An 18,548-nucleotide genomic window follows, 5' to 3' on the forward strand; every position below is an offset into this window, starting at 1 on the left:
GACTGCTAATCGCTAGTTAATAAAAATAATTGGTATGACCGTAAGTAATATTGAATCCCGCGATCGCCTGTATGCTAGCTTGCCCTACCTCCTGCCCATGTCGGCGGTTGTCTATTTTGGGGCTTCCTTACTCCAACAGTTTTTGCCCCTGGAATATCTATTCTTTCCGTTTATCTGGTTATATGGCAATGTTTTAATGCTGCCAGTCGTCCCTTTGCTAGGCTTGAACGGCGAGTTTTTGATCTTAGTTGGCCTGTATGTATTGGTGATTCGAAATACTCGCATCAATCATTTCGTGCGCTTTAACGCCATGCAAGCGATTCTGCTAGAAATCGTCATATTTTTAATGCAGCTAATTTTGCGCCTATCTGCGGAAATTGCGGGTTATTCGTCTGCAATGAGCTTGATATTTGCAACTCTCTTCAATACCGTTTTTCTGGGGATAGTTGGGGTTTGTGTCTACGCGATCGCACAGAATATTGCCGGCAAATACTCCGAAATTCCCACCATCTCTGAAGCCGCACTCATGCAATGCGAATAGATTCACACGATCGACAATCCCACCCGGTAAGGGTTTAGCATTTGTCTGCCAATCTCCGCATCAAACGCAAGAATTCACGACAAATGCTAAACCCCTGCGGTATTGCCCGCTAATCCCAAATCACTTCGTCTGAGTCACTCTCCAACTCAACTTTAAGTTAATCCAGAAATTCCAAACGGTGACGATCGCGATCGCGATCAGGTTGGCAATCAGGTAATGAAGATTAAAGTAATTAACCAAAACATTCACAATTAAGACATTCAGGAACAATCCCAGAAGGCAAACTAGATTAAATTTAATAAATCGCTTGATCCGCTTCGACCAACCTCTTTGCTGGCTAGAGATGTCTCTAAATGTCCAGAGATCGTTCCACAGAAAATTATTGACGATCGCAACTTCGGCGGCAACTACTTTACTGCGGGTTAACGGCAATCCTAGCGCTGCTGGGTCGTGCAGTAAATAGAATATTGCCATATCAACAAATACGCCGCTTAAACCCACCAGGCCAAATCGCACAAACCGTTTAATGGGAACCTCGAAGCGTTGTTTTAGCTTTTCGAGCCGCCCGCGAGAGCGAAGTCGGATTAAATGCTGGATGTACTCGACATATTGCTTCCAGGTAACTTTGCTCGCCCCCTCCTGCCGTTCCTGAAATACATAACCAATTTCTGCGATCCGATCGATCTGACAGCGCCCCAGCACTTCAATCAGGATTTTATATCCAATTGGGTCGAGGTCTCGTCCGATAACTGCATCTCGACGCACCATAAAATAGCCGCTCATGGGATCCGAGACGCGCCCGATCGCATTCGGTAAGATAATCAGACCCAAAAGTTGCGCCCCTCGCGATAAGAAGCGCCTGATAAATCCCCAATCGCTCACGCCGCCGCCCTCGATATGACGACTCGCAACCACTAAATCCGCTCCCCCTTTGAGGGCAGTCAACATTTGCAGTAATATTTCGGGCGGATGCTGTAAATCGCTGTCAATTACACCGAGGATTTGCCCTGCGGCAGCTTGCCAACCTCGAATTACAGCCGTAGATAGTCCGCGCTCTTGCTGCCGTCTGATTACTGTTAACTGGGGATAGTCGTTACACAAAGCCTGCGCCAATTCCCAGGTGCGATCGGGGCTGTCATCATCCACAACGATCAACTCATAGAACCCTTCCAGTACGGGATCGAGAAGCTTGCTGATGCGTTCTACCAGAGTCTGAATATTTGGTCTTTCGTTGTATGTGGGCACGACCAAAGATAGGTAGGTTTGCCGATCGCTTGACCCCTCAATGTCAGAAATTCTTAAACTCATGTTAACGACTCAAATAATTCAGATCTAGTTGACGATCGTAACATCGGTAAGAACGGGCGATCGTATCGGCAGCTAATTAGTGTCTTTAGGACGAAAAACCTCTGCTAGCTCCTCTTTAGTCATGGTGTCAGGAGAAGGGTAGGCTTTAGCATTTGGACTGCGGCAATTGATAAACAATTCTCTAATTGCCTCATCATCAGTGGGATTTTGTCTAATATAAGCTTTTAATTCTTTACGATTCATTTGGGTAAAGTTAGGTTTGGTCATCTGCGTAAAACTCCCAATTTCCATCTTCAAAAATGACAGTTTCTATCCCTTCATCGACACCAGCTAATGTTAAAGATTTATACGACGCATCATATCTAAACAAGTGAATAGGCTGTAGCATATCTGAAAGAGATTGACAGACATAGACAGAGGCGATCGCTTGTTCGTGAGTTGGCATTTACCAAAACATTTCCCGAATTGTTATAGTGCCTCTTAAATTGTACCTAAAATAGCGATCGCCGCCTTGGAATGCCTACCACTAGAGCACGATCGTGTTATGTGAAATCCGACTAATTAATTATTGATATATTGCCTACTTGTTAACGATCTCAGTCATTTTTATGGTAAGCGATCGACCGGATTTCGTACTATGGAGGTTGGCGATCGCGCTAAAGTAACTATCGGACATAATTGGATGCAATCGGCTATAATTGGCTAAGTAATTGGACATAAAATTGCCCCAATGCGTAACATTGCAATTACCCAGGAAATATTGTTACTCATTTCCGAGCTTGACGAATTTAAGGGTACTTGGAAGGCACTTAATACCCTGGCTCCCGATCGATTGGCAGCATTGCGGAAAATCGCCACGATTGAAAGCATTGGTTCCTCAACCCGCATTGAAGGAGCGCGGCTTTCCGATCGCGAGGTCAAAGATCTAATCGCAAATCTTGGACAACAGAGTCTTATTTCCCGCGACGAGCAAGAAGTAGCTGGGTATGCTGAAGTTATGGACTTAGTCTTCTCAAGTTGGGAGTCCATTCCCTTCACAGAAAATTATATTAAACAAATTCACACGATACTGCTCAAGTATAGTTCAAAAGATGAGAGGCATCGAGGTGAGTATAAGAAATTCCCAAATAACGTTCAAGCCTTTGATGTAGATGGGAAAAGCCTTGGCGTTGTGTTTGAAACTGCTTCGCCATTCGACACCCCACAACAAATGTCTGAAATTGTGACCTGGACAGCCGAACAGTTTGTCTCGCGGGAGATCCATCTACTGCTCGCAATTGGTGTATTTGTGGTTGCGTTCTTGGCAATTCATCCTTTTCAGGACGGAAATGGGCGGCTCTCTCGAATTTTAACCGTACTCCTGCTCCTGAAAGCAGGATATGCCTACGTTCCATATTCCTCGCTGGAAAGTATCATCGAAGAGAATAAAGATAGATATTACCTCGCGCTTCGTAAAACCCAAGGAACGCTTAACCAGGATGAACCTGACTGGGAACCCTGGCTGCTCTTCTTTCTGCGCGCGCTCCAACGCCAGAAAGTGCGGTTGCAAACCAAACTCGAAAGTGAAAGAATCATGGCTTCAACCCTACCGACTCTTTCGGTACGCATCCTCGAACTTGCAAAAGAACACGGTCGCGTCACGACTCAAGGTATCGAGAAGGCAACTGGTGAGAGCCGAAGTACAATTAAAGCGAGACTTAAGCAACTCACGGAGGATCGGCTACTGGTGCGCTATGGCAAGGGCAGATCTACATGGTACGGACTGAGTTAGGGCTATAAGGATACAGCATCAGCAAGGGTATGCAGCATATCCACGGTAGTAGCAAAGTCAACGCAGCCGTCTGTAATGCTTTGACCGTAAACCAGTTTAGAGAGATCTTTAGGGATAGATTGCTTGCCAGCGACCAAATGACTCTCAATCATCACTCCCATCAGATATGGAGAACCCGCTGATAGCTCCTGGGCAATAGCTTGTAGTACTTCAGGTTGCTTGGTATAGTCTTTGTGGCTGTTGTCATGGCTGCAATCGACCATCAGACGAGGGCTGAGGCTGTGCTTCTTCAGTGCCTGAGCTGCTTTTTCAAGATGGACATCATCGTAGTTAGGGCCATGCTTGCCTCCACGTAAAACCAGATGGGTACTGGGATTGCCCGTAGTAGTGACAATACTGGCGAGACCTTCGGCGTTAATACCGAGAAAGTGATGTACCTGATTCGCTGCCAGCATGGCATTGATGGCGATCGTTAAGCCTCCGTCCGTACCATTTTTAAACCCGACCGGCATGGACAGCCCGGATGCCATTTCGCGGTGAGTTTGGCTTTCAGTTGTTCGCGCTCCGATCGCTGTCCAGGCAATCAGATCGGCAATAAACTGCGGAATAATTGGGTCGAGCAACTCCGTCGCGCTGGGCAGTCCTAAATGCGCTAAGTCCAGTAGGAGCTTGCGTGCGAGCTTGAGCCCGAGGTTGATATTATAGCTCCCATCGAGATAAGGATCGTTAATCAGACCTTTCCAACCGATCGTCGTGCGGGGTTTCTCGAAATACACCCGCATCACGATTTCCAACTTGTCCTTTAACTGCTCGCGCAAAAAAGCTAGCTTTTCGCCATACTCATAAGCAGCCTTAACATCATGGATCGAGCATGGCCCCACGATTACTAGCAGTCGTCGATCTCGACCGCTCAAGATATTACAGATGCGCTCTCTGGTTTCCGCAACTACAGTGGATGCGGCTTCAGTAATCGGCAACTCGTTTTTGAGCTTCGCCGGACTAGTAAGCGCTCTAGTTTCAACAACATGCAGGTCGTTGGTTTTATACATGCTTTTCTGGGCTGGAGATGTTAAGACTGACAAGGCTCTTTTTAGTTATTAAATTGGATAAATGGACTGAAATTTTAGAAATATTTTTAAAATACTCAATGGCTTATCACCTAATAAATTCTACTTTAGTTAGCGCACAAGGCTCACGCTAAGGGGTGATGATAGCAAAATGCGGACACTGTAAACTTATGTTAATTCTTTTTGACAAGAACCTCCTGGGTTGCGTCTCAAAGTAATACAGGTAAGGCTTTGTCGATTGCAACTATTAGCCAATTCAAGTCAAGCTGCGATCGGCCCCGCAGGTTTTCACGGATTTTTAAAGATCTAATCTAAATTGTTATGGAGATTCCCCGCATTGGTAATATCGGTCGCAAGACTAACCCCTGGTTGTGGGGGTTACTCCTTGCTGGCATTGCGGGGACTAGCGCGATCGCCTATCAGTCGCTCGTCCGCAATAATGAAAAACCAAATATCAGTAACTTGACCGTACCCGTGACAGTGGAAACTTTAAATGTCACGATCAAAGCCAGTGGTTCGGTCGTTCCGGTGCAGACTGTGAATGTCAGCCCGAAGGTATCCGGTCGCTTGCAGGAACTCTATGTGGAGCAGGGGGATACGGTTACTAAGGGACAGATGCTGGCACGGATGGACGACAGCAACATCCAGCCACAAATTATGCAGGCCAGGGCTAGTCTTGCGAGCGCCCAGGCAAATCTAGCCCGATTGCGCAACGGCAGCCGCCCTGAGGATATTGCTGCTGCGGAGGCTAGAGTGGAATCGGCCAGATCGCGCTCAGCACTGGCTAAAGAGAAAGTATCGAGGTATAGATCGCTCGCCGATCAAGGGGCAATTACCCGCGATCGCCTGGACGAGCTATTAGCAGACGAAACCGCAACTGCCGCCAATCTGCTAGAGCAGCAGCGCCAACTCGATCAGCTTAGAAATGGCAGTCGAGCAGAAGAAATTGCCCAGGCCGAGGCTCAGGTTCAGCAAGCGATCGCCAGCTTGCGAATTGTGGAAGTGCAGCAAGAAGATACGATCGTGCGCGCGCCATTTGATGGCAAAGTCACGCAAAAGTTTACGAATGTCGGTTCGTTTGTTACACCCACAACTTCAGCTTCAACCACTAGCTCCGCTACCTCCACATCAATTGTGGCTGTCGCCAATGGCCTGGAAATCTTAGCCAAGGTGCCCGAAGTAGATATCAGTCAGATTCGAGTAGGGCAATTGGTGGAGATTGTGGCCGATGCTTACCCTGACAAAGTATTCAAAGGGCGCGTGCGGCTGATCGCACCAGAGGCGATCGTCGAGCAAAATGTCACCTCATTCCAGGTACGCATCACCTTAGAAACCGGAAAGGATAAGTTGCAGTCGGGTATGAATACCGATCTGAAGTTTGTGGGTGAGGTGCTAAAAAATACTCTAGTGGTGCCAACTGTGGCGATCGTGACTGAGAATAATCAAACAGGACTGCTTTTGCCGGATGGGAACAACAAACCCAAATTCCACCCCGTCACGTTGGGTATCACGATTAACGATCGCACTCAAATTCTCAAAGGCGTTAACTCCGGCGATCGCGTTTTCCTCACCCTCTCTGAAAACAAGAAACCCGGAAATAACTGATCGGTCTGTCATGCTTGTATCTGTTTGGGAAAAGATAAGCTAAAATTTCTGAGATTCGGGACTTACGCAAAGCAGATCCCCTAACCCCCAACCCTTACGGGAAGGCAAAGCCTGGAAAAAGGGTGCTTTTGGCTTCTCCCCCTTAAAAAGGGGGGCTAGGGGGGATCTTGAGTTTTAGCATTCAATGCGTAATTCCTAGGATTATCGCTCGGATTAACGATAGACAAAGCGAGGCAGAATTCAAATGGCTACAATCATTGGTCGCGTTTTTGCCACGGAAAATATCCCCAGTACGCCCGATACTTTTAATTTCTGGACGGAACTAAATTCCCCAGTGGGAATCGGCACGATCGTGAAGGTTACAGTACCGCAGCCGTCCAAACGCAATTTTGGCAATGCCAATGCCACGCAGTGGGATATCTATGGCATCGTGGTAGAAGCGCACGGTTACACGGATTTAGTCTCGGCGCTCTACGATTACATCGGTGCCGATCGCAGCCCAGAATTGGCAGATATCGCACCCACGCAAAGGCCGGAGATTCGAGCTTTTAAGGTAGCCGTCCTGCGCATGGAGCCGGAAGAACCCATGCAACCCGTTCCCATCGGCCCCGTGTACCTGGCGGAAGACGAGGACGTGCTGATGTCCATGCGCATGGATGAGTACGTGCATAAAGGCAGGGGAATTCCTGTAGGCGTATACGTCAAGGGAGGTGCCAATTCCCCCGTTTATCTCGATGCCGATTTCCTGTTGGGGCCAGAAGCGGCACATCTGAATATTACTGGCGTATCCGGCCTAGCCACGAAGACATCCTTAGTGGAATTTCTATTAAAAAGCATATTTACGCATTATTATCCCGATCGCAGCGATCGCAGCGTGGCAGCGGTATTTTTCAATGTCAAAGGCCCTGACCTCCTTTATTTAGATCTGGAGCCAGCCGAGTCTGGTCAGTTAAGCCCTGAAGAGATAGCGATCTACGATAAGTTGGAGATTCCTGCTACACCATTCGATCGCGTGCAGTACTACGCTCCCTATAAGCCTGACGGTTACAACCTGAATACACTCCGTACCCATCCCGATCTATTGCATAACGTCTCGCCACTGCAATGGGGGTTGACCGAGATTTTTGAATATACAGAGGTTTTACTCAATCGCGATGATGTTGATGCTAAGGCTGATGCCGTTTTGGCATTGATCGAAGAGAAGGTGATTCGCAAACCCGATCCTGCCTACACTCTGGGTGTCAAAGTTACTAATTTCCAGCGCCTCGAAGAGTGGTTTCGACAAGTAATTGAGGAAATGGAAAGCGACAATAAAAAAGAGTGGCACAGCCACCACATCGCGACATTGTATAAGGTGCGAAATCGCTTGCTTAACATCACTAATCGCTGTCGCGGTCTGGTTGGCAATGGCGATGCCGTAAGCGATCTGCCGTGGGGCGAGTTTCGCAAAAATCACATCTACGTCGTGGATGTGGCAAACCTCGATCCTACCGCCCAGGATTTAGTATTTACGCGCATTGTCAGTAAAATTCGCGAATCCCTCGAACAAAACGATCTGGGCGTAGAACGTGCAATTATCTTCGTCGATGAGTTAAATAAATATGCCGCTTCCGATAGCGGCGACACTTACCTGAAGCGCACTTTGCTGGATATTTCCGAGCGGGGCAGATATCTAGGCGAAGTCCTATTTTCGGCACAGCAGTTTAGATCGCAGGTACACAAGCGGGTTGTTGGTAACTGCGGCACGGGTTTGTACGGTCGTATGGATATGGACGAACTTGCTACGCCGGGCTACAGTAACCTCTCTGCGGCGGTTAAGACCAAGCTGTCGACTTTACCTAAGGGCGAGTTGATGGTGAGGCATCCCCACTTTACTCAACCTGTATTCGTGAAGTTCCCGCGTCCGTCGGTCATGCGCGGTCAAGATGGGCGACAGCTCTATCCACCGCAAGTGGATATGGAGTTCCAAGAAGCAATGGTCTATCGCTTGCGGCAGTTGCAACGCCATCTATCACCAGCCAAGATTAAAGATGCGATCGCGGGCTATGACGACGACATTGTTTTGCAGGTAGTGAACAAAATCGAACAGCAGCGACCGGAAGATATTCTCAGCTTCTGTAAAACCAATCTGCGTACTATTCCCACTCGCAGTAATGGAGCCAAGGTTAAGGTTGCCCCTCTCTACATACCAGATGAATCGGATGATGCCTATGGGGATTAACGTGACTTCACCCATCCACAGCGTAGCCGGCGGCGGCGATCGCACCCTTAACCTCAGATTCGGCTTGCGTTGTAGTAATACTGACTAACTTAGTGGTCAGATCGGCCTGGATTGTAGCAGAGGCATCCAGCGCCTTTACTGCCTTGGTAATGGTATCCGCACAGGCGGAACAAGCCATAGAGGGAATTTTTAGCTCGATTGTTGACATTTTAGTTTGTGCCCTTGTGGTTTAGTTTTTTGCAGGTGGTTGAAGCTTACAATAATTAAGGTTACGCAATAGTAATTTTACAAAATGTTCGCAAATGCCCGATCGTCAAATACTACTTGATTTTGAGAAACCTTTGGTAGAGCTAGAAAGTCGCATCGATCAAATTCGCTCTCTAGCTAAAGATAATGGTGTTGATGTCGATCAACAGATCTATCAGCTCGAGCAACGTGCCGATCAACTGAGACAGGAGATCTTTAGCAGTCTGTCTCCCATGCAAAAAATGCAGATCGCACGCCATCCGCGCCGCCCCAGCACGCTCGACTACATTCAGACTATCACCGACGAATGGTTGGAGTTACACGGCGATCGCCGTGGTAACGACGATCCAGCTATGGTGGGAGGTATCGCCAAGCTAGATGGCTACTCGGTCGTAGTTTTGGGGCACCAAAAAGGGCGCGACACCAAAGACAACGTTGCTCGCAATTTTGGCATGGCTTCACCAGGAGGATATCGCAAGGCACTGCGCCTGATGGAACATGCCGATCGCTTTGGCCTACCAATTATTACCCTGATCGACACTCCAGGTGCATACCCCGGCGTATCGGCGGAGGAACTGGGACAAGGCGAAGCGATCGCCGCTAATCTCCGCAACTGTTTCGGCCTGCAAGTACCAATTATCTGCACTGTGATCGGTGAAGGTGGATCTGGCGGTGCTTTGGGTATTGGCGTGGGCGATCATCTGATGATGTTCGAGCATTCTGTGTATACTGTAGCCACACCTGAAGCCTGCGCTGCTATTCTGTGGCGCGATGCGGCAAAAGCTCCTAAAGCGGCAGAGGCACTCAAGATTACTGCCGACGACCTCAAGCAATTAGGTATTATCGATCAGGTCTTGGCCGAACCAAGAGGTGGCGCGCACCGATTGCCACTGGAAGCAGCAGCCACCCTCAAAGCAGCACTTATCAAAAACCTGGAGCAGATTAGTAAGATGAGTGTTAGAGATCGCCAGGAACGCCGCTATCAAAAGTTCCGCAAGATGGGTGTATTTCTCGAAGCAGATTTGTAGGTAACCCTAGGAAACCCGATTATGTCAGAGCCTGGCATCGCCGAACTATTACGACAGGGCAATGCGATCGTGCTGGCTGCCTTAATTAATCGCCTCCTCTTACCCTACGCCATGACTGCTACGCTGGAGAAATGCGATCGCAGGTTGAACCTGTCGATCTCCTCCAGTCAAAGACTACCAGAGTTAGATTTTTCCATGCCAGATCGGCAGGGATTGGTGGCACTCGTGCAAAGATTGCTGCTGCGATTGAACGTGCAAGCGATCGACCGCGTGAACCTATCCTGGCAACTATCCAATGTAGTTCAGGATCTAGCTTTGCCAGATCGGAAATTCGATTGCTCTGAGTATGCTTGGAATGCTGAGTTTAATCTGGCTAACCCTGAAACTACAGCAAAAACCGATGATGAACGCAGTATCGAGCCTGCACCTGAGAATAGTAGGTTGGCTAAATGCGATCGCGATTTGCCCGCACCGACAGATAACTTTGGGAACCAGCTAGTACAATACGCGATCGCAACTCTAATTATGGCTGGTCTATTTTTGGGCATTCATTTTGCCATCAATAATAACAAACCCGCCAAAAATAGCCCGAACTCTGCCCTTATGCGTGGAATAATAGCGTGAAACCCGGCTTAATTCATATTTGTGTCATTTTAGGAACTCGGCCTGAAGCCGTGAAGCTAGCTCCAGTTGTCTTGAGCTTGCGGCAAAGTCCTGCGTTTAAAACCACCCTCATCCTCACGGGTCAACACCGCGAGATGGTGCAACAGGTGATGGATTTATTCGCACTCAAAGCAGATTATGACCTAGCAATCATGCAGCCCAAGCAGTCGTTAACTCAGATTACCTGTGGCAGCTTGAGCGGCTTAGAGCAATTGTTCCAGGATCTCCACCCAGACATGATTTTAGTACAGGGCGATACTACTACTGCATTTGCTGCGGCGTTAGCGGCTTTTTATCAGCGCATCCCCATCGGGCACGTAGAGGCAGGCTTGCGCACTGACGATTTATTTAATCCTTATCCCGAAGAAGCCAACCGCCGTCTCATTTCCCAAATTGCCCAGCTTCACTTTGCACCTACGATCGCCGCTGTCGAGAATCTCAAGCGCTCTGGCATTACCGCTGGCATCCACAACACTGGTAATACGGTAATCGATGCCCTCCTGCACGTATCCGCCCAGTCACCCGCCTGCGACATTCCTGGTCTGGATTGGTCGGCTCATCGCGTTATCTTATCCACGGTACATCGACGCGAAAATTGGGGACAGCCCTTAGAAGACATTGCGAAAGCGTGGTTGCAGATCCTCGATCGCTTCCCCCATGTAGCCGTATTATTACCGTTGCACCTCAACCCCGTGGTGCGCGAGCCGTTGCAGGCAATTTTGGGCAGCCATCCCCGCATTTTCCTCACCGAACCTCTCTCCTACGGTCAACTTGTAGGGGCGATGCAACGTTGCTACCTCGTGATGACCGATTCCGGCGGCTTGCAGGAAGAGGCTCCCAGCCTGGGCAAGCCCGTCCTCGTATTGCGCAAAACCACCGAACGCCCCGAAGCGATCGCCGCTGGCACGGCTAAGTTAATCGGTACCGAAACCGCAGATATAGTGGCAGCAGCCAGTACTCTCTTGCAGGATGAAGCTGAATACAACCGCATGGCACAAATTGCCAATCCGTTTGGCGATGGCAAATCCTCCGAGCGCATTCTAGAAATCGTCAAGTCATATTTTTAGCTTGCTTCAACAATGTCTATTCCTCCTGAAATTCTTGCGTTGGCTCAACAATTGACCGATGAACTAGATCGCATTGAACTGCAAGCCAATAAAGGACTTGTCTTGGTAAGCCAATTTTTAGAGCGTTTTCCCGACGATGCAAGGCTGATTAGCCTGTCTGTTAGAGTAGGGAATGGCTTATTTTTTGTTGATGGCTTTAGAAATAGGATTGAGAGCATAATTGAGAGCGTATCTGACCCCAACGTATCAATCGAGGCTATTCAGTTGGCTGGTGAGGAGTTGTCAGAATTTTGGGGAAGAACTCTAGAATGTAAGATAGTAGTAAATAGAGCTATGAATATATTGGAGAGCTTGCAATGACTCAGCCACAAATGACTAGGGAGCAGGAGGTTCTCTTGGATGAGGCTCTAAAATATGCCCAATTGTTCGAGCAACAGGCGAAAGAGCTATGGGAGCAGGGAGAAGCTTTTGCCCAAAGGTGGGAAAAACGCCTGCGTGAAGCCGAAGCTGCTGCTGCACCTAATTCATCTATTGACTAAAGCGATTCAGTTAAACTCCCTCTTTGTTGAGCTATGCAAATATAAGGGTGCGATCGCTGGGTGGTTACTTACCAATGCAAAAACGACTAAAGATTCGATCGAGGACGGACTCAGTTACTTCTTCACCAGTAATTTCACCGATCGCGGCGATCGCGGCACGCAGATCGATCGTCCAGAAGTCCAAGGGCAGGCGATCGGCAACGGCTTCCATCACTTTATGCAAGGACTGTACTGCCTTCAGCAAACAGGCTTTTTGTCTTTGATTGATCGCAATATCGAGATTGCTGGCGGTGAGATTGGAACTGCGCGCGCAGGTCAGAATGGCTGACTCCAGCAAGTCAATACCCCGATCTAGAGCAACGGCGGCATGAACGATCTGGCTGAATGGCACGGGGATAGAAATCCGATCGCTTAGATCGATGCCATCGACTAAATCGACTTTATTGATGACCAGGATAGTAGGGCGATCGCAAATCAGGTCGAAAATAGCTCGATCTTCTGGCAGCCAGCCAGCCTGGGCATCGATTACCAGTAATACGATGTCGGCGGCCTGGGCAGCTCGTCGCGATCTCTCTACCCCTATCTTTTCTACCTTGTCTTCTGTCTCTCGAATACCAGCCGTGTCGAGTACTTGAATCGGAATTCCACCGACGACAAGCTGTGAGTCCACCACATCTCTGGTCGTGCCGGGCAAATCCGTGACAATGGCGCGATCGCTGCGACTCCAGGCATTGAGCAGGCTCGATTTCCCCACATTTGGCCTGCCGACAATCGCGACTTTCAGTCCGGCACGTAATAGTTCGCCCCGATCCGCCGTGTCCAGAATATGTTGGGCATCAGTGGCAATCCGGTCGATTTCTATTTTCACCCAATTTGTATCCAGGGGCGGCAGGTCGTCCTCAAAATCAATTCTTGCCTCAATTTCCGCCAGGATATCGACACACTTTTGCCGCAGTTGTCGTAAAGGTTGGGCGAGTTTACCTTGAAGGCCGGCGATCGCCATCTCTGCGGCCTGAGGTGACCTTGCCCCCACTAAATCGTTAATACTTTCTGCCTGGGTGAGGTCGATGCGCCCGTGCAAAAATGCTCTCAGTGTAAATTCCCCAGGTTGGGCGAGGCGAGCGCCCTGTTCCAAGCATAAATTCAAAGTTTGCTGGACGGCGATCGCACCACCATGACAGTGAAATTCCACCACGTCCTCGCGGGTGTACGAACGCGGTGCTTTCATAACTAGCAGCAGACTTTCATCAATTACTACACCAGTAGTAGGGTGTTTGATATAGCCGTAGAGAATGCGGTGGCTTTCCCAAACTTGCTTGCCAGGTGCGCTAAACATGCGTCTGGCGATCGCCTCGGCTCGACTGCCCGATAAACGCACGATCCCTACGCTGCCTTGCTGGGGTACTATGGCGGTCGCGATCGCGACAATTGTACTGTCGAATGTATCGTCGGTCATAATAGGTCAAGGCAGGTTTGGTATTTTGGTGTAATATGCATTAACTTTGAATGGTGCGCCTATGTTGTTCGCGATCCTAGCTGTGCAAGCTCCTCAAAAAGTTAAGGAAAAAGATACTAAGGTAGTCCGCAAGCAGTACCCAAACTACAAAGTCATAGTGCTCAACGATGACTTTAATACATTTGAACACGTTGCTAAGTGTTTGATGGCATATATTCCTGGCATGACTGAGGATAGAGCCTGGGAATTAACAAATCAGGTGCATTTTGAAGGGCTGGCGATCGTCTGGGTGGGGCCGCAGGAACAGGCGGAACTTTATCACGCTCAACTAAAGCAATCAAACCTGACGATGGCTCCGCTCGAACCTGTTTAGCGATTTTGGGAATTCTCTTCTACCAGGTTAGCCAGCCATATACCACCACCAATCAACATAAACAACCCCAACCAGCCCCATCCACCATCTCCACCATCGATGGAACTGCCACTGCCACTGTAAGAACCTTTCGCAAATACGGAGTCCGGCGCTACGATGTTAGCGACCAACAGCGTGAGGGTAAGCATAATCAACACTTTAGTCGTATTTGCGGGGGTATTTGTAGAGATATTGCGATCGCTCCCTTGCGGTTCGCCAGCATTGCCATTACCGATCTGCAAATCAGACAGCGATCGCTGCAAGTCATCTGTGACTTGGGACGGTAACTCTGGCGATCGCTCCAGGATTTTCTGGAATAATCGGGATAGATCGATCTGGCTCAGCAGGTGTTTGGCGCTGCCCAACCATTCTGCCGTCATATGCGGCGCATGGTAAGGATGCTGCACGGGCAGTAGCACCTGTGGATTAAATTCATGACGCTCGGCTTGCTCCAGCCAGATCCTGGCTAAAGATTCCAATTGCAATGGATCGAGTTTTTGGGCTGAAGTCTGCGACGTTAGCTGGGGTGGCGAAGCCAATTGCGCTTGCGATCGTAGCGCTTGCTCTGTCGCTCCATCAATTTCTAGAAAGTCAATCGCCCTATCTGAGCGATCGCCGACTGTTTCCGAGTTTTCTGGGGGTAGCTCGAAGTTTGGATTAGTGGGGTTAAGTAGGTAGTAAAACAACTGCGGCGCTGTCTGACTGTGCGGAATTACCTGGTGCCGCATAGCAGCATTTGCTCGCGAGAAGGTAAATGCGGACAAAAGGAGATCGGTTGTTAGTGCTTGCAAATTATGCGGCAATTTCAGATCGCATAGTTCGCATTTGGAAATATCGAGATCCGATGCCACCAGAAATCCCCAATCACCATAGTCGTGCATCTGAAACGAGGGAATATCGATTTGCATCGGCTTTGGCAGCAATCCAGATGCCAGCATGGTTTGGTAAAGGCACCAAAAAGCTGTAGGCGTGTACTGTGGCGAAACGGCATTCTGGGCGATCGCGCCACCAGGAGCCAGGATGCGCCGTGCTAGTTGAAACCATTCCAGGCTATAAATCTGAGTTTCCTGGCTGGTTTGAGGATAGGTAAAATCAGCAATGATGGCATGATAGGGGTCGCGATCGCCGCGATCTATGAGAGTCGCAACTTCAGTTATGTAACTAAAAGCTTCCCCCACCTGTACGTTTACTTTAGGGTGATGCAGGCTAGCTTGATTGAAAGGAGCAAATGCAGTCCTGCCTAAATCCAATACATCTGGATCGTAATCGACTAGATCGATCCGACTCACCTCAGGATATTTCAACACTTCACGGGCAGCTAACCCGTCACCACCACCACAGATGAGTACGCGCAGGGGCTGGGGAAAACGTCGAACTGCCAGAGCGATCGCTGGAATCACCAAAAATTCATGATAGATCGCCTCATCAGCAGTATGGAACTGCAATTCGCCATTGATATAAAAAGCCAGTCCATGCGCTTGGTGTTCGATAAATAAGGATGCTGGCACGACTCACCAACCTCCAAATAGCATCAACAACAAACCCACAATAATCAAAGTCCACGCTCCGATCCACTGCCAAATGCGATCGTTTTTCTGCGAACCGATCCGCCCAGAACTAAATGCTGCTGCTCTTAAATTAGTCGCGCTGCGCTCCACATCTGAGAACTCCTCCGGTTGCACTGGTTTGGTCGAATAGACGCGCACTAAGCCACCCGCCCAGGCTTCCAGTGCCAGATTCCAGGTGCGATCGGCATCCCAGTAATCCCAAGTAGTGCGCGATTCATCGCCCTCGTCGCTTCTGTAGTTACCCGTAGTCTGAGATTCAAATGTAAATACCCTACCCAAGGCACGCAACTGATGATACGGTTGCCCATCGCGCATCGCGTCCCAGAGACCAAAGCGAATATCATCGCCAGGCTTTATCCCTGAGACTTGATTTAAGGAAATCTCCTCGGAAAAGTACCAATTGACTTCACTGTCAGGATTATGCGGATCGATTTCTCGCAGGAGATAGTGTTCTTTACCCGACAGCGATCGCAACAGCCATTCCGCTGTTTGGTAGTTTTCATCGTCCGCATAGGTACTGTAGTCCATCACCTGCCACTGCACGCCACCGTAGGTGACGCGATCGCCTGCTCTTAATTGCTGTAAGCGAGCCTGAGTAAAAACCGAAGGCATAGATTGCACCAAACTTACTCAATCTTGGGTTCAGTTTAAGGTAAAATTACTTAAGATAAAACCAACAACTATATAAGCCTATGTCTTTGCTTCAGTCTGGTCCCGTCGCGTACACCTTAGTTGCGGGTGCTTATCTTTTCGTCATCCCCTTAGCTTTAATGTACTACCTTAAAGCCCGTTGGTACGTAACTGGTTCCCTGGAAAGAGCTTTTATTTGTTTCATGGTATTCTTTTTCTTCCCAGGATTGTTGCTGTTTGCGCCCTTACTTAACTTCCGCCCCCAACCCCGTAAAATCTAGATGCGCCGTATTGATGCCATTGCTCTCACGTTAGTTTTTTTCCTACTGGGCGGACTGGCCTATATTGTTCTGCAATGGCTGGGGATTGGCAAGATGAATGCTGGAATTTGGAGTCAAGTGGTCCTGATAACCGCACTACTGGTGTGGCTTGGCTCCTATCTCCTGCGCGTCGTTACCAAAAATATGACCTACGACCAACAATTAGAAAACTATAAAACTGCCGTCCTCAAAAAGCGCCTGGAAGAAATGTCACCAGAAGAAATCGCACGACTACAGGCAGAAGTTGCGGCAGAAAAGCAGGAACGCCTAAGCGATAGTTAGAATACTAAAATATTAGAATATTAGGATAAATTCCTGCCAACCTGCCCACCCACAGGTGTATGAGCCAGTGCTCTCCATACCCTTTATTTCAACTCAAAACGCTAACCAGGCGGATGAGTAATTTTGGGTTTCCAGCCAATCTAGCTAGCCGCGCTGCCAAGATTCAGAGATGGTTGGACTTTGTGGCTAGTGGAGATCGCCCCAATCCTGCCACCGATGCCGAGTTTTTACATGAGATCTTTGTTGACGTTCTGGGCTACCGTTCGCTGTTTTATCCCGATCGACTGGGGTGGGAACTGGAATTTAGTCCTACTCCCTGCCTCGGTTTTTTTACGGAAGAGAAATCTCACGTTCTAGCGGAAATCTTCCCTGGCGAGATAAATCTCAAACCAGTGCCCATACACGACACCACAGAATGGGCGATCGTAACCAATTACGAGGAAATTCGCTTATATCACAGATTCAGTTCCCCTCTGTTTTATCAGCAGTTTTATCTCAATACATTAACTAACCCCGACCGTCTCAAGCAATTCTATTTCATTCTCTGTCGTCGTACGCTTTTAACCGCCAGCCCTAAAACACAAGAACCTTCTCGCACGCTACAGCTCCTGGAGGAATCGCACCAAATAGAAGCTGATATTGCCAAGGATTTCTACAGTCATTATCATAAAATTCGCTTGCAGTTGATCAAGGATTTTCAATACCGCTTGCAGCAATTACCGCAAGCACAAGCATCGAACCCGATCGCGAATGAAATTAAAAATTTAGCGATCGCCAAAGCCCAGAAGCTCTTAAGTCGGATTTTGTTTATCGCTGTTGGTGAAGATCGACAATTGTTAGCTAATGGGCTACTGAATAATGCCTATGAATTTTACAATCCCTATACTAGCCAGCCAGTTTGGGTTAACTACAAAGCGATCTTCAACTGGATCGATCGCGGCAATTCTAAACCTAACTGGCAAGTAAATGCCTACGGTAGTAGTCTGTTTGCCCAGGACGATCTTTTGGATCGATTCTTATTTGTTGGAGATGAGTTATGTCGTCAGATTAAGGAATTAACGCGATTTAACTTCGATGAAGAGATATCGAATGCCATAATTGCCTTTGTGTTGGAGGAGTCCATTAAGGATTTGTCTCTACTCAAAACAGAATCCGATAAGTTACCCAAGCGGCGTAAATATCATTACCCGCCCAGGTCGCTCTTAAATAGCATCTCGGTTGTGAGCGATATTAGGGCTTATCTAGCTAATAAAGCCCCTCTCAATCCGAGCGATCGCTCGTCTAGCGATGCTGAGATCGTGGAATATTTGCAAAAACGCCTCTCCTGCTTAATCGATCTCAAAATCGTAAATGCGAATTGCAATAGCGGCATTGCACTTGTGACTGCGCTTGATTGTTTACTAGAAGAGTATCAAAATCTAGAACAGGAGTTGCTTAAATTAGATATTGCCCCTAATTTCCCGCTTCACGAGGAATTCCCAGGCTTTGACGAAAAAGAGTTGATAGCGACGATCTGCCAGCGCAATCTATTTGGTTGCGATCCCGATCCAGAAAATATCGCGATCGCCAAACTATGCCTGTGGCTCAGAACGGCTCAATGCGATCGCCCCCTCATTCCTCTCGATCTGAATATCAAGCAAGGCGACCTCTCTAGTCGCAACCTGGCAGCCAAATTCACAGAAATCTTTGCCCAACCTGCTAATCCAGACTGCCTGTTGTTAATTTATACCAAAACCTGATTCCGGCGATCTTCGGTAAAAAACTCTCAATCAACTCTAGGGTGGACATTGCCCGCCCAGCAGTCTGCACCTTTGACACTGACCC

22 protein-coding genes are annotated in these 18,548 nt (G+C 48.5%); 13 read left to right on the forward strand and 9 right to left on the reverse strand.

The genetic code is table 11. The features are described from left to right. Window positions 1-34 precede the first annotated feature (34 nt). Window positions 35-541: a Tic20 family protein gene (locus PSE6802_RS0107835; protein ID WP_019499505.1), complete on the forward strand. Its 507-nt coding sequence runs from the start codon at window positions 35-37 to the stop codon at window positions 539-541. Window positions 542-661: 120 nt separating this feature from the next. On the opposite strand, the gene PSE6802_RS0107840 is transcribed toward PSE6802_RS0107835, so the two are convergent. From PSE6802_RS0107840 to PSE6802_RS33260, 4 genes are all read right to left on the reverse strand, one after another. After that, window positions 662-1,849, reverse strand: a complete 1,188-nt coding sequence (locus PSE6802_RS0107840; protein ID WP_019499506.1) for a glycosyltransferase — start codon at window positions 1,847-1,849, stop codon at window positions 662-664. 72 nt (window positions 1,850-1,921) lie between these two features. Next, a complete protein-coding gene (locus tag PSE6802_RS0107845; protein ID WP_026103149.1) occupies window positions 1,922-2,116 on the reverse strand; it encodes a DUF6887 family protein in 195 nt (64 codons plus the stop codon). Then, window positions 2,103-2,294: a DUF6888 family protein gene (locus PSE6802_RS31790; protein WP_071592272.1), complete on the reverse strand. Its 192-nt coding sequence runs from the start codon at window positions 2,292-2,294 to the stop codon at window positions 2,103-2,105. The genes PSE6802_RS0107845 and PSE6802_RS31790 overlap by 14 nt, the downstream gene beginning before the upstream one ends. 135 nt (window positions 2,295-2,429) lie before the next feature. Then, window positions 2,430-2,567: a hypothetical protein gene (locus tag PSE6802_RS33260; RefSeq protein WP_156815461.1), complete on the reverse strand. Its 138-nt coding sequence runs from the start codon at window positions 2,565-2,567 to the stop codon at window positions 2,430-2,432. 12 nt (window positions 2,568-2,579) lie between these two features. Between PSE6802_RS33260 and PSE6802_RS0107850 the strand changes: the two genes are divergently transcribed. Beyond that, window positions 2,580-3,620: a Fic family protein gene (locus PSE6802_RS0107850; protein WP_019499508.1), complete on the forward strand. Its 1,041-nt coding sequence runs from the start codon at window positions 2,580-2,582 to the stop codon at window positions 3,618-3,620. Window positions 3,621-3,622: 2 nt separating this feature from the next. Here the strand turns inward: PSE6802_RS0107850 and PSE6802_RS0107855 are convergent, their stop codons facing one another. Further along, on the reverse strand, window positions 3,623-4,669 hold the full coding sequence (locus PSE6802_RS0107855) for a 3-deoxy-7-phosphoheptulonate synthase (protein ID WP_019499509.1): 1,047 nt from the start codon (window positions 4,667-4,669) through the stop codon (window positions 3,623-3,625). Between the two features lie 339 nt (window positions 4,670-5,008). Here PSE6802_RS0107855 and PSE6802_RS0107860 point away from each other — a divergent pair, with 339 nt between their 5' ends. Further along, the gene (locus tag PSE6802_RS0107860) at window positions 5,009-6,292 is read left to right on the forward strand and encodes an efflux RND transporter periplasmic adaptor subunit (RefSeq protein ID WP_019499510.1); all 1,284 of its coding nucleotides are present in this window, start codon (window positions 5,009-5,011) and stop codon (window positions 6,290-6,292) included. Window positions 6,293-6,536: 244 nt separating this feature from the next. Continuing rightward, window positions 6,537-8,513 (forward strand): ATP-binding protein, encoded by a 1,977-nt coding sequence (locus PSE6802_RS0107865; protein WP_019499511.1) that lies wholly within the window; start codon window positions 6,537-6,539, stop codon window positions 8,511-8,513. Between the two features lie 7 nt (window positions 8,514-8,520). On the opposite strand, the gene PSE6802_RS0107870 is transcribed toward PSE6802_RS0107865, so the two are convergent. Beyond that, window positions 8,521-8,721 carry a heavy-metal-associated domain-containing protein gene (locus PSE6802_RS0107870; RefSeq protein WP_019499512.1) on the reverse strand — a complete coding sequence of 67 codons (201 nt, stop codon included), beginning with the start codon at window positions 8,719-8,721 and terminating at the stop codon, window positions 8,521-8,523. Window positions 8,722-8,815: 94 nt separating this feature from the next. Here PSE6802_RS0107870 and PSE6802_RS0107875 point away from each other — a divergent pair, with 94 nt between their 5' ends. Genes PSE6802_RS0107875 through PSE6802_RS0107895 form a run of 5 tightly spaced genes read left to right on the forward strand, consistent with a single transcriptional unit; the run spans window position 8,816 to window position 12,056 of the window. Then, window positions 8,816-9,787 carry an acetyl-CoA carboxylase carboxyltransferase subunit alpha gene (locus tag PSE6802_RS0107875; protein ID WP_019499513.1) on the forward strand — a complete coding sequence of 324 codons (972 nt, stop codon included), beginning with the start codon at window positions 8,816-8,818 and terminating at the stop codon, window positions 9,785-9,787. Between the two features lie 21 nt (window positions 9,788-9,808). After that, on the forward strand, window positions 9,809-10,411 hold the full coding sequence (locus PSE6802_RS0107880) for a hypothetical protein (RefSeq protein WP_019499514.1): 603 nt from the start codon (window positions 9,809-9,811) through the stop codon (window positions 10,409-10,411). Then, entirely contained in the window at window positions 10,408-11,517 is a 1,110-nt protein-coding gene (wecB, locus tag PSE6802_RS0107885; protein ID WP_019499515.1) for a non-hydrolyzing UDP-N-acetylglucosamine 2-epimerase, read from the forward strand. The genes PSE6802_RS0107880 and wecB overlap by 4 nt, the downstream gene beginning before the upstream one ends. A 12-nt stretch (window positions 11,518-11,529) precedes the next feature. Then, a complete protein-coding gene (locus PSE6802_RS0107890; protein ID WP_019499516.1) occupies window positions 11,530-11,877 on the forward strand; it encodes a hypothetical protein in 348 nt (115 codons plus the stop codon). Next, a complete protein-coding gene (locus tag PSE6802_RS0107895; protein ID WP_019499517.1) occupies window positions 11,874-12,056 on the forward strand; it encodes a hypothetical protein in 183 nt (60 codons plus the stop codon). Before PSE6802_RS0107890 ends, PSE6802_RS0107895 begins: the two co-directional genes overlap by 4 nt. A 64-nt stretch (window positions 12,057-12,120) precedes the next feature. On the opposite strand, the gene mnmE is transcribed toward PSE6802_RS0107895, so the two are convergent. Further along, the gene (gene mnmE, locus PSE6802_RS0107900; RefSeq protein ID WP_019499518.1) at window positions 12,121-13,512 is read right to left on the reverse strand and encodes a tRNA uridine-5-carboxymethylaminomethyl(34) synthesis GTPase MnmE; all 1,392 of its coding nucleotides are present in this window, start codon (window positions 13,510-13,512) and stop codon (window positions 12,121-12,123) included. Between the two features lie 61 nt (window positions 13,513-13,573). Between mnmE and clpS the strand changes: the two genes are divergently transcribed. After that, complete coding sequence (clpS, locus tag PSE6802_RS0107905; RefSeq protein ID WP_019499519.1) at window positions 13,574-13,885, forward strand: ATP-dependent Clp protease adapter ClpS; 312 nt, start codon at window positions 13,574-13,576, stop codon at window positions 13,883-13,885. Here clpS and PSE6802_RS0107910 read toward each other — a convergent pair. Both PSE6802_RS0107910 and PSE6802_RS0107915 read right to left on the reverse strand, forming a co-directional pair. Further along, entirely contained in the window at window positions 13,882-15,432 is a 1,551-nt protein-coding gene (locus PSE6802_RS0107910; RefSeq protein ID WP_019499520.1) for a spermine/spermidine synthase domain-containing protein, read from the reverse strand. The two genes, clpS and PSE6802_RS0107910, sit on opposite strands and share 4 nt — an antisense overlap. A 3-nt stretch (window positions 15,433-15,435) precedes the next feature. Next, window positions 15,436-16,104: a DUF4178 domain-containing protein gene (locus PSE6802_RS0107915; RefSeq protein WP_019499521.1), complete on the reverse strand. Its 669-nt coding sequence runs from the start codon at window positions 16,102-16,104 to the stop codon at window positions 15,436-15,438. 80 nt (window positions 16,105-16,184) lie between these two features. Between PSE6802_RS0107915 and ndhL the strand changes: the two genes are divergently transcribed. The 3 genes from ndhL (at window position 16,185) to PSE6802_RS0107925 (ending at window position 18,463) form a co-directional block, all read left to right on the forward strand. After that, a complete protein-coding gene (gene ndhL / locus PSE6802_RS31795) occupies window positions 16,185-16,403 on the forward strand; it encodes an NAD(P)H-quinone oxidoreductase subunit L (protein WP_071592273.1) in 219 nt (72 codons plus the stop codon). Continuing rightward, window positions 16,404-16,724, forward strand: a complete 321-nt coding sequence (locus tag PSE6802_RS0107920) for a DUF3007 family protein (RefSeq protein ID WP_019499522.1) — start codon at window positions 16,404-16,406, stop codon at window positions 16,722-16,724. Window positions 16,725-16,837: 113 nt separating this feature from the next. Beyond that, window positions 16,838-18,463, forward strand: a complete 1,626-nt coding sequence (locus PSE6802_RS0107925; protein ID WP_019499523.1) for a hypothetical protein — start codon at window positions 16,838-16,840, stop codon at window positions 18,461-18,463. The last annotated feature ends 85 nt before the right edge of the window (window positions 18,464-18,548 follow it).

The organism is Pseudanabaena sp. PCC 6802, from assembly GCF_000332175.1.
In the GTDB taxonomy this organism is placed as follows: Bacteria; Cyanobacteriota; Cyanobacteriia; order Pseudanabaenales; family Pseudanabaenaceae; genus PCC-6802.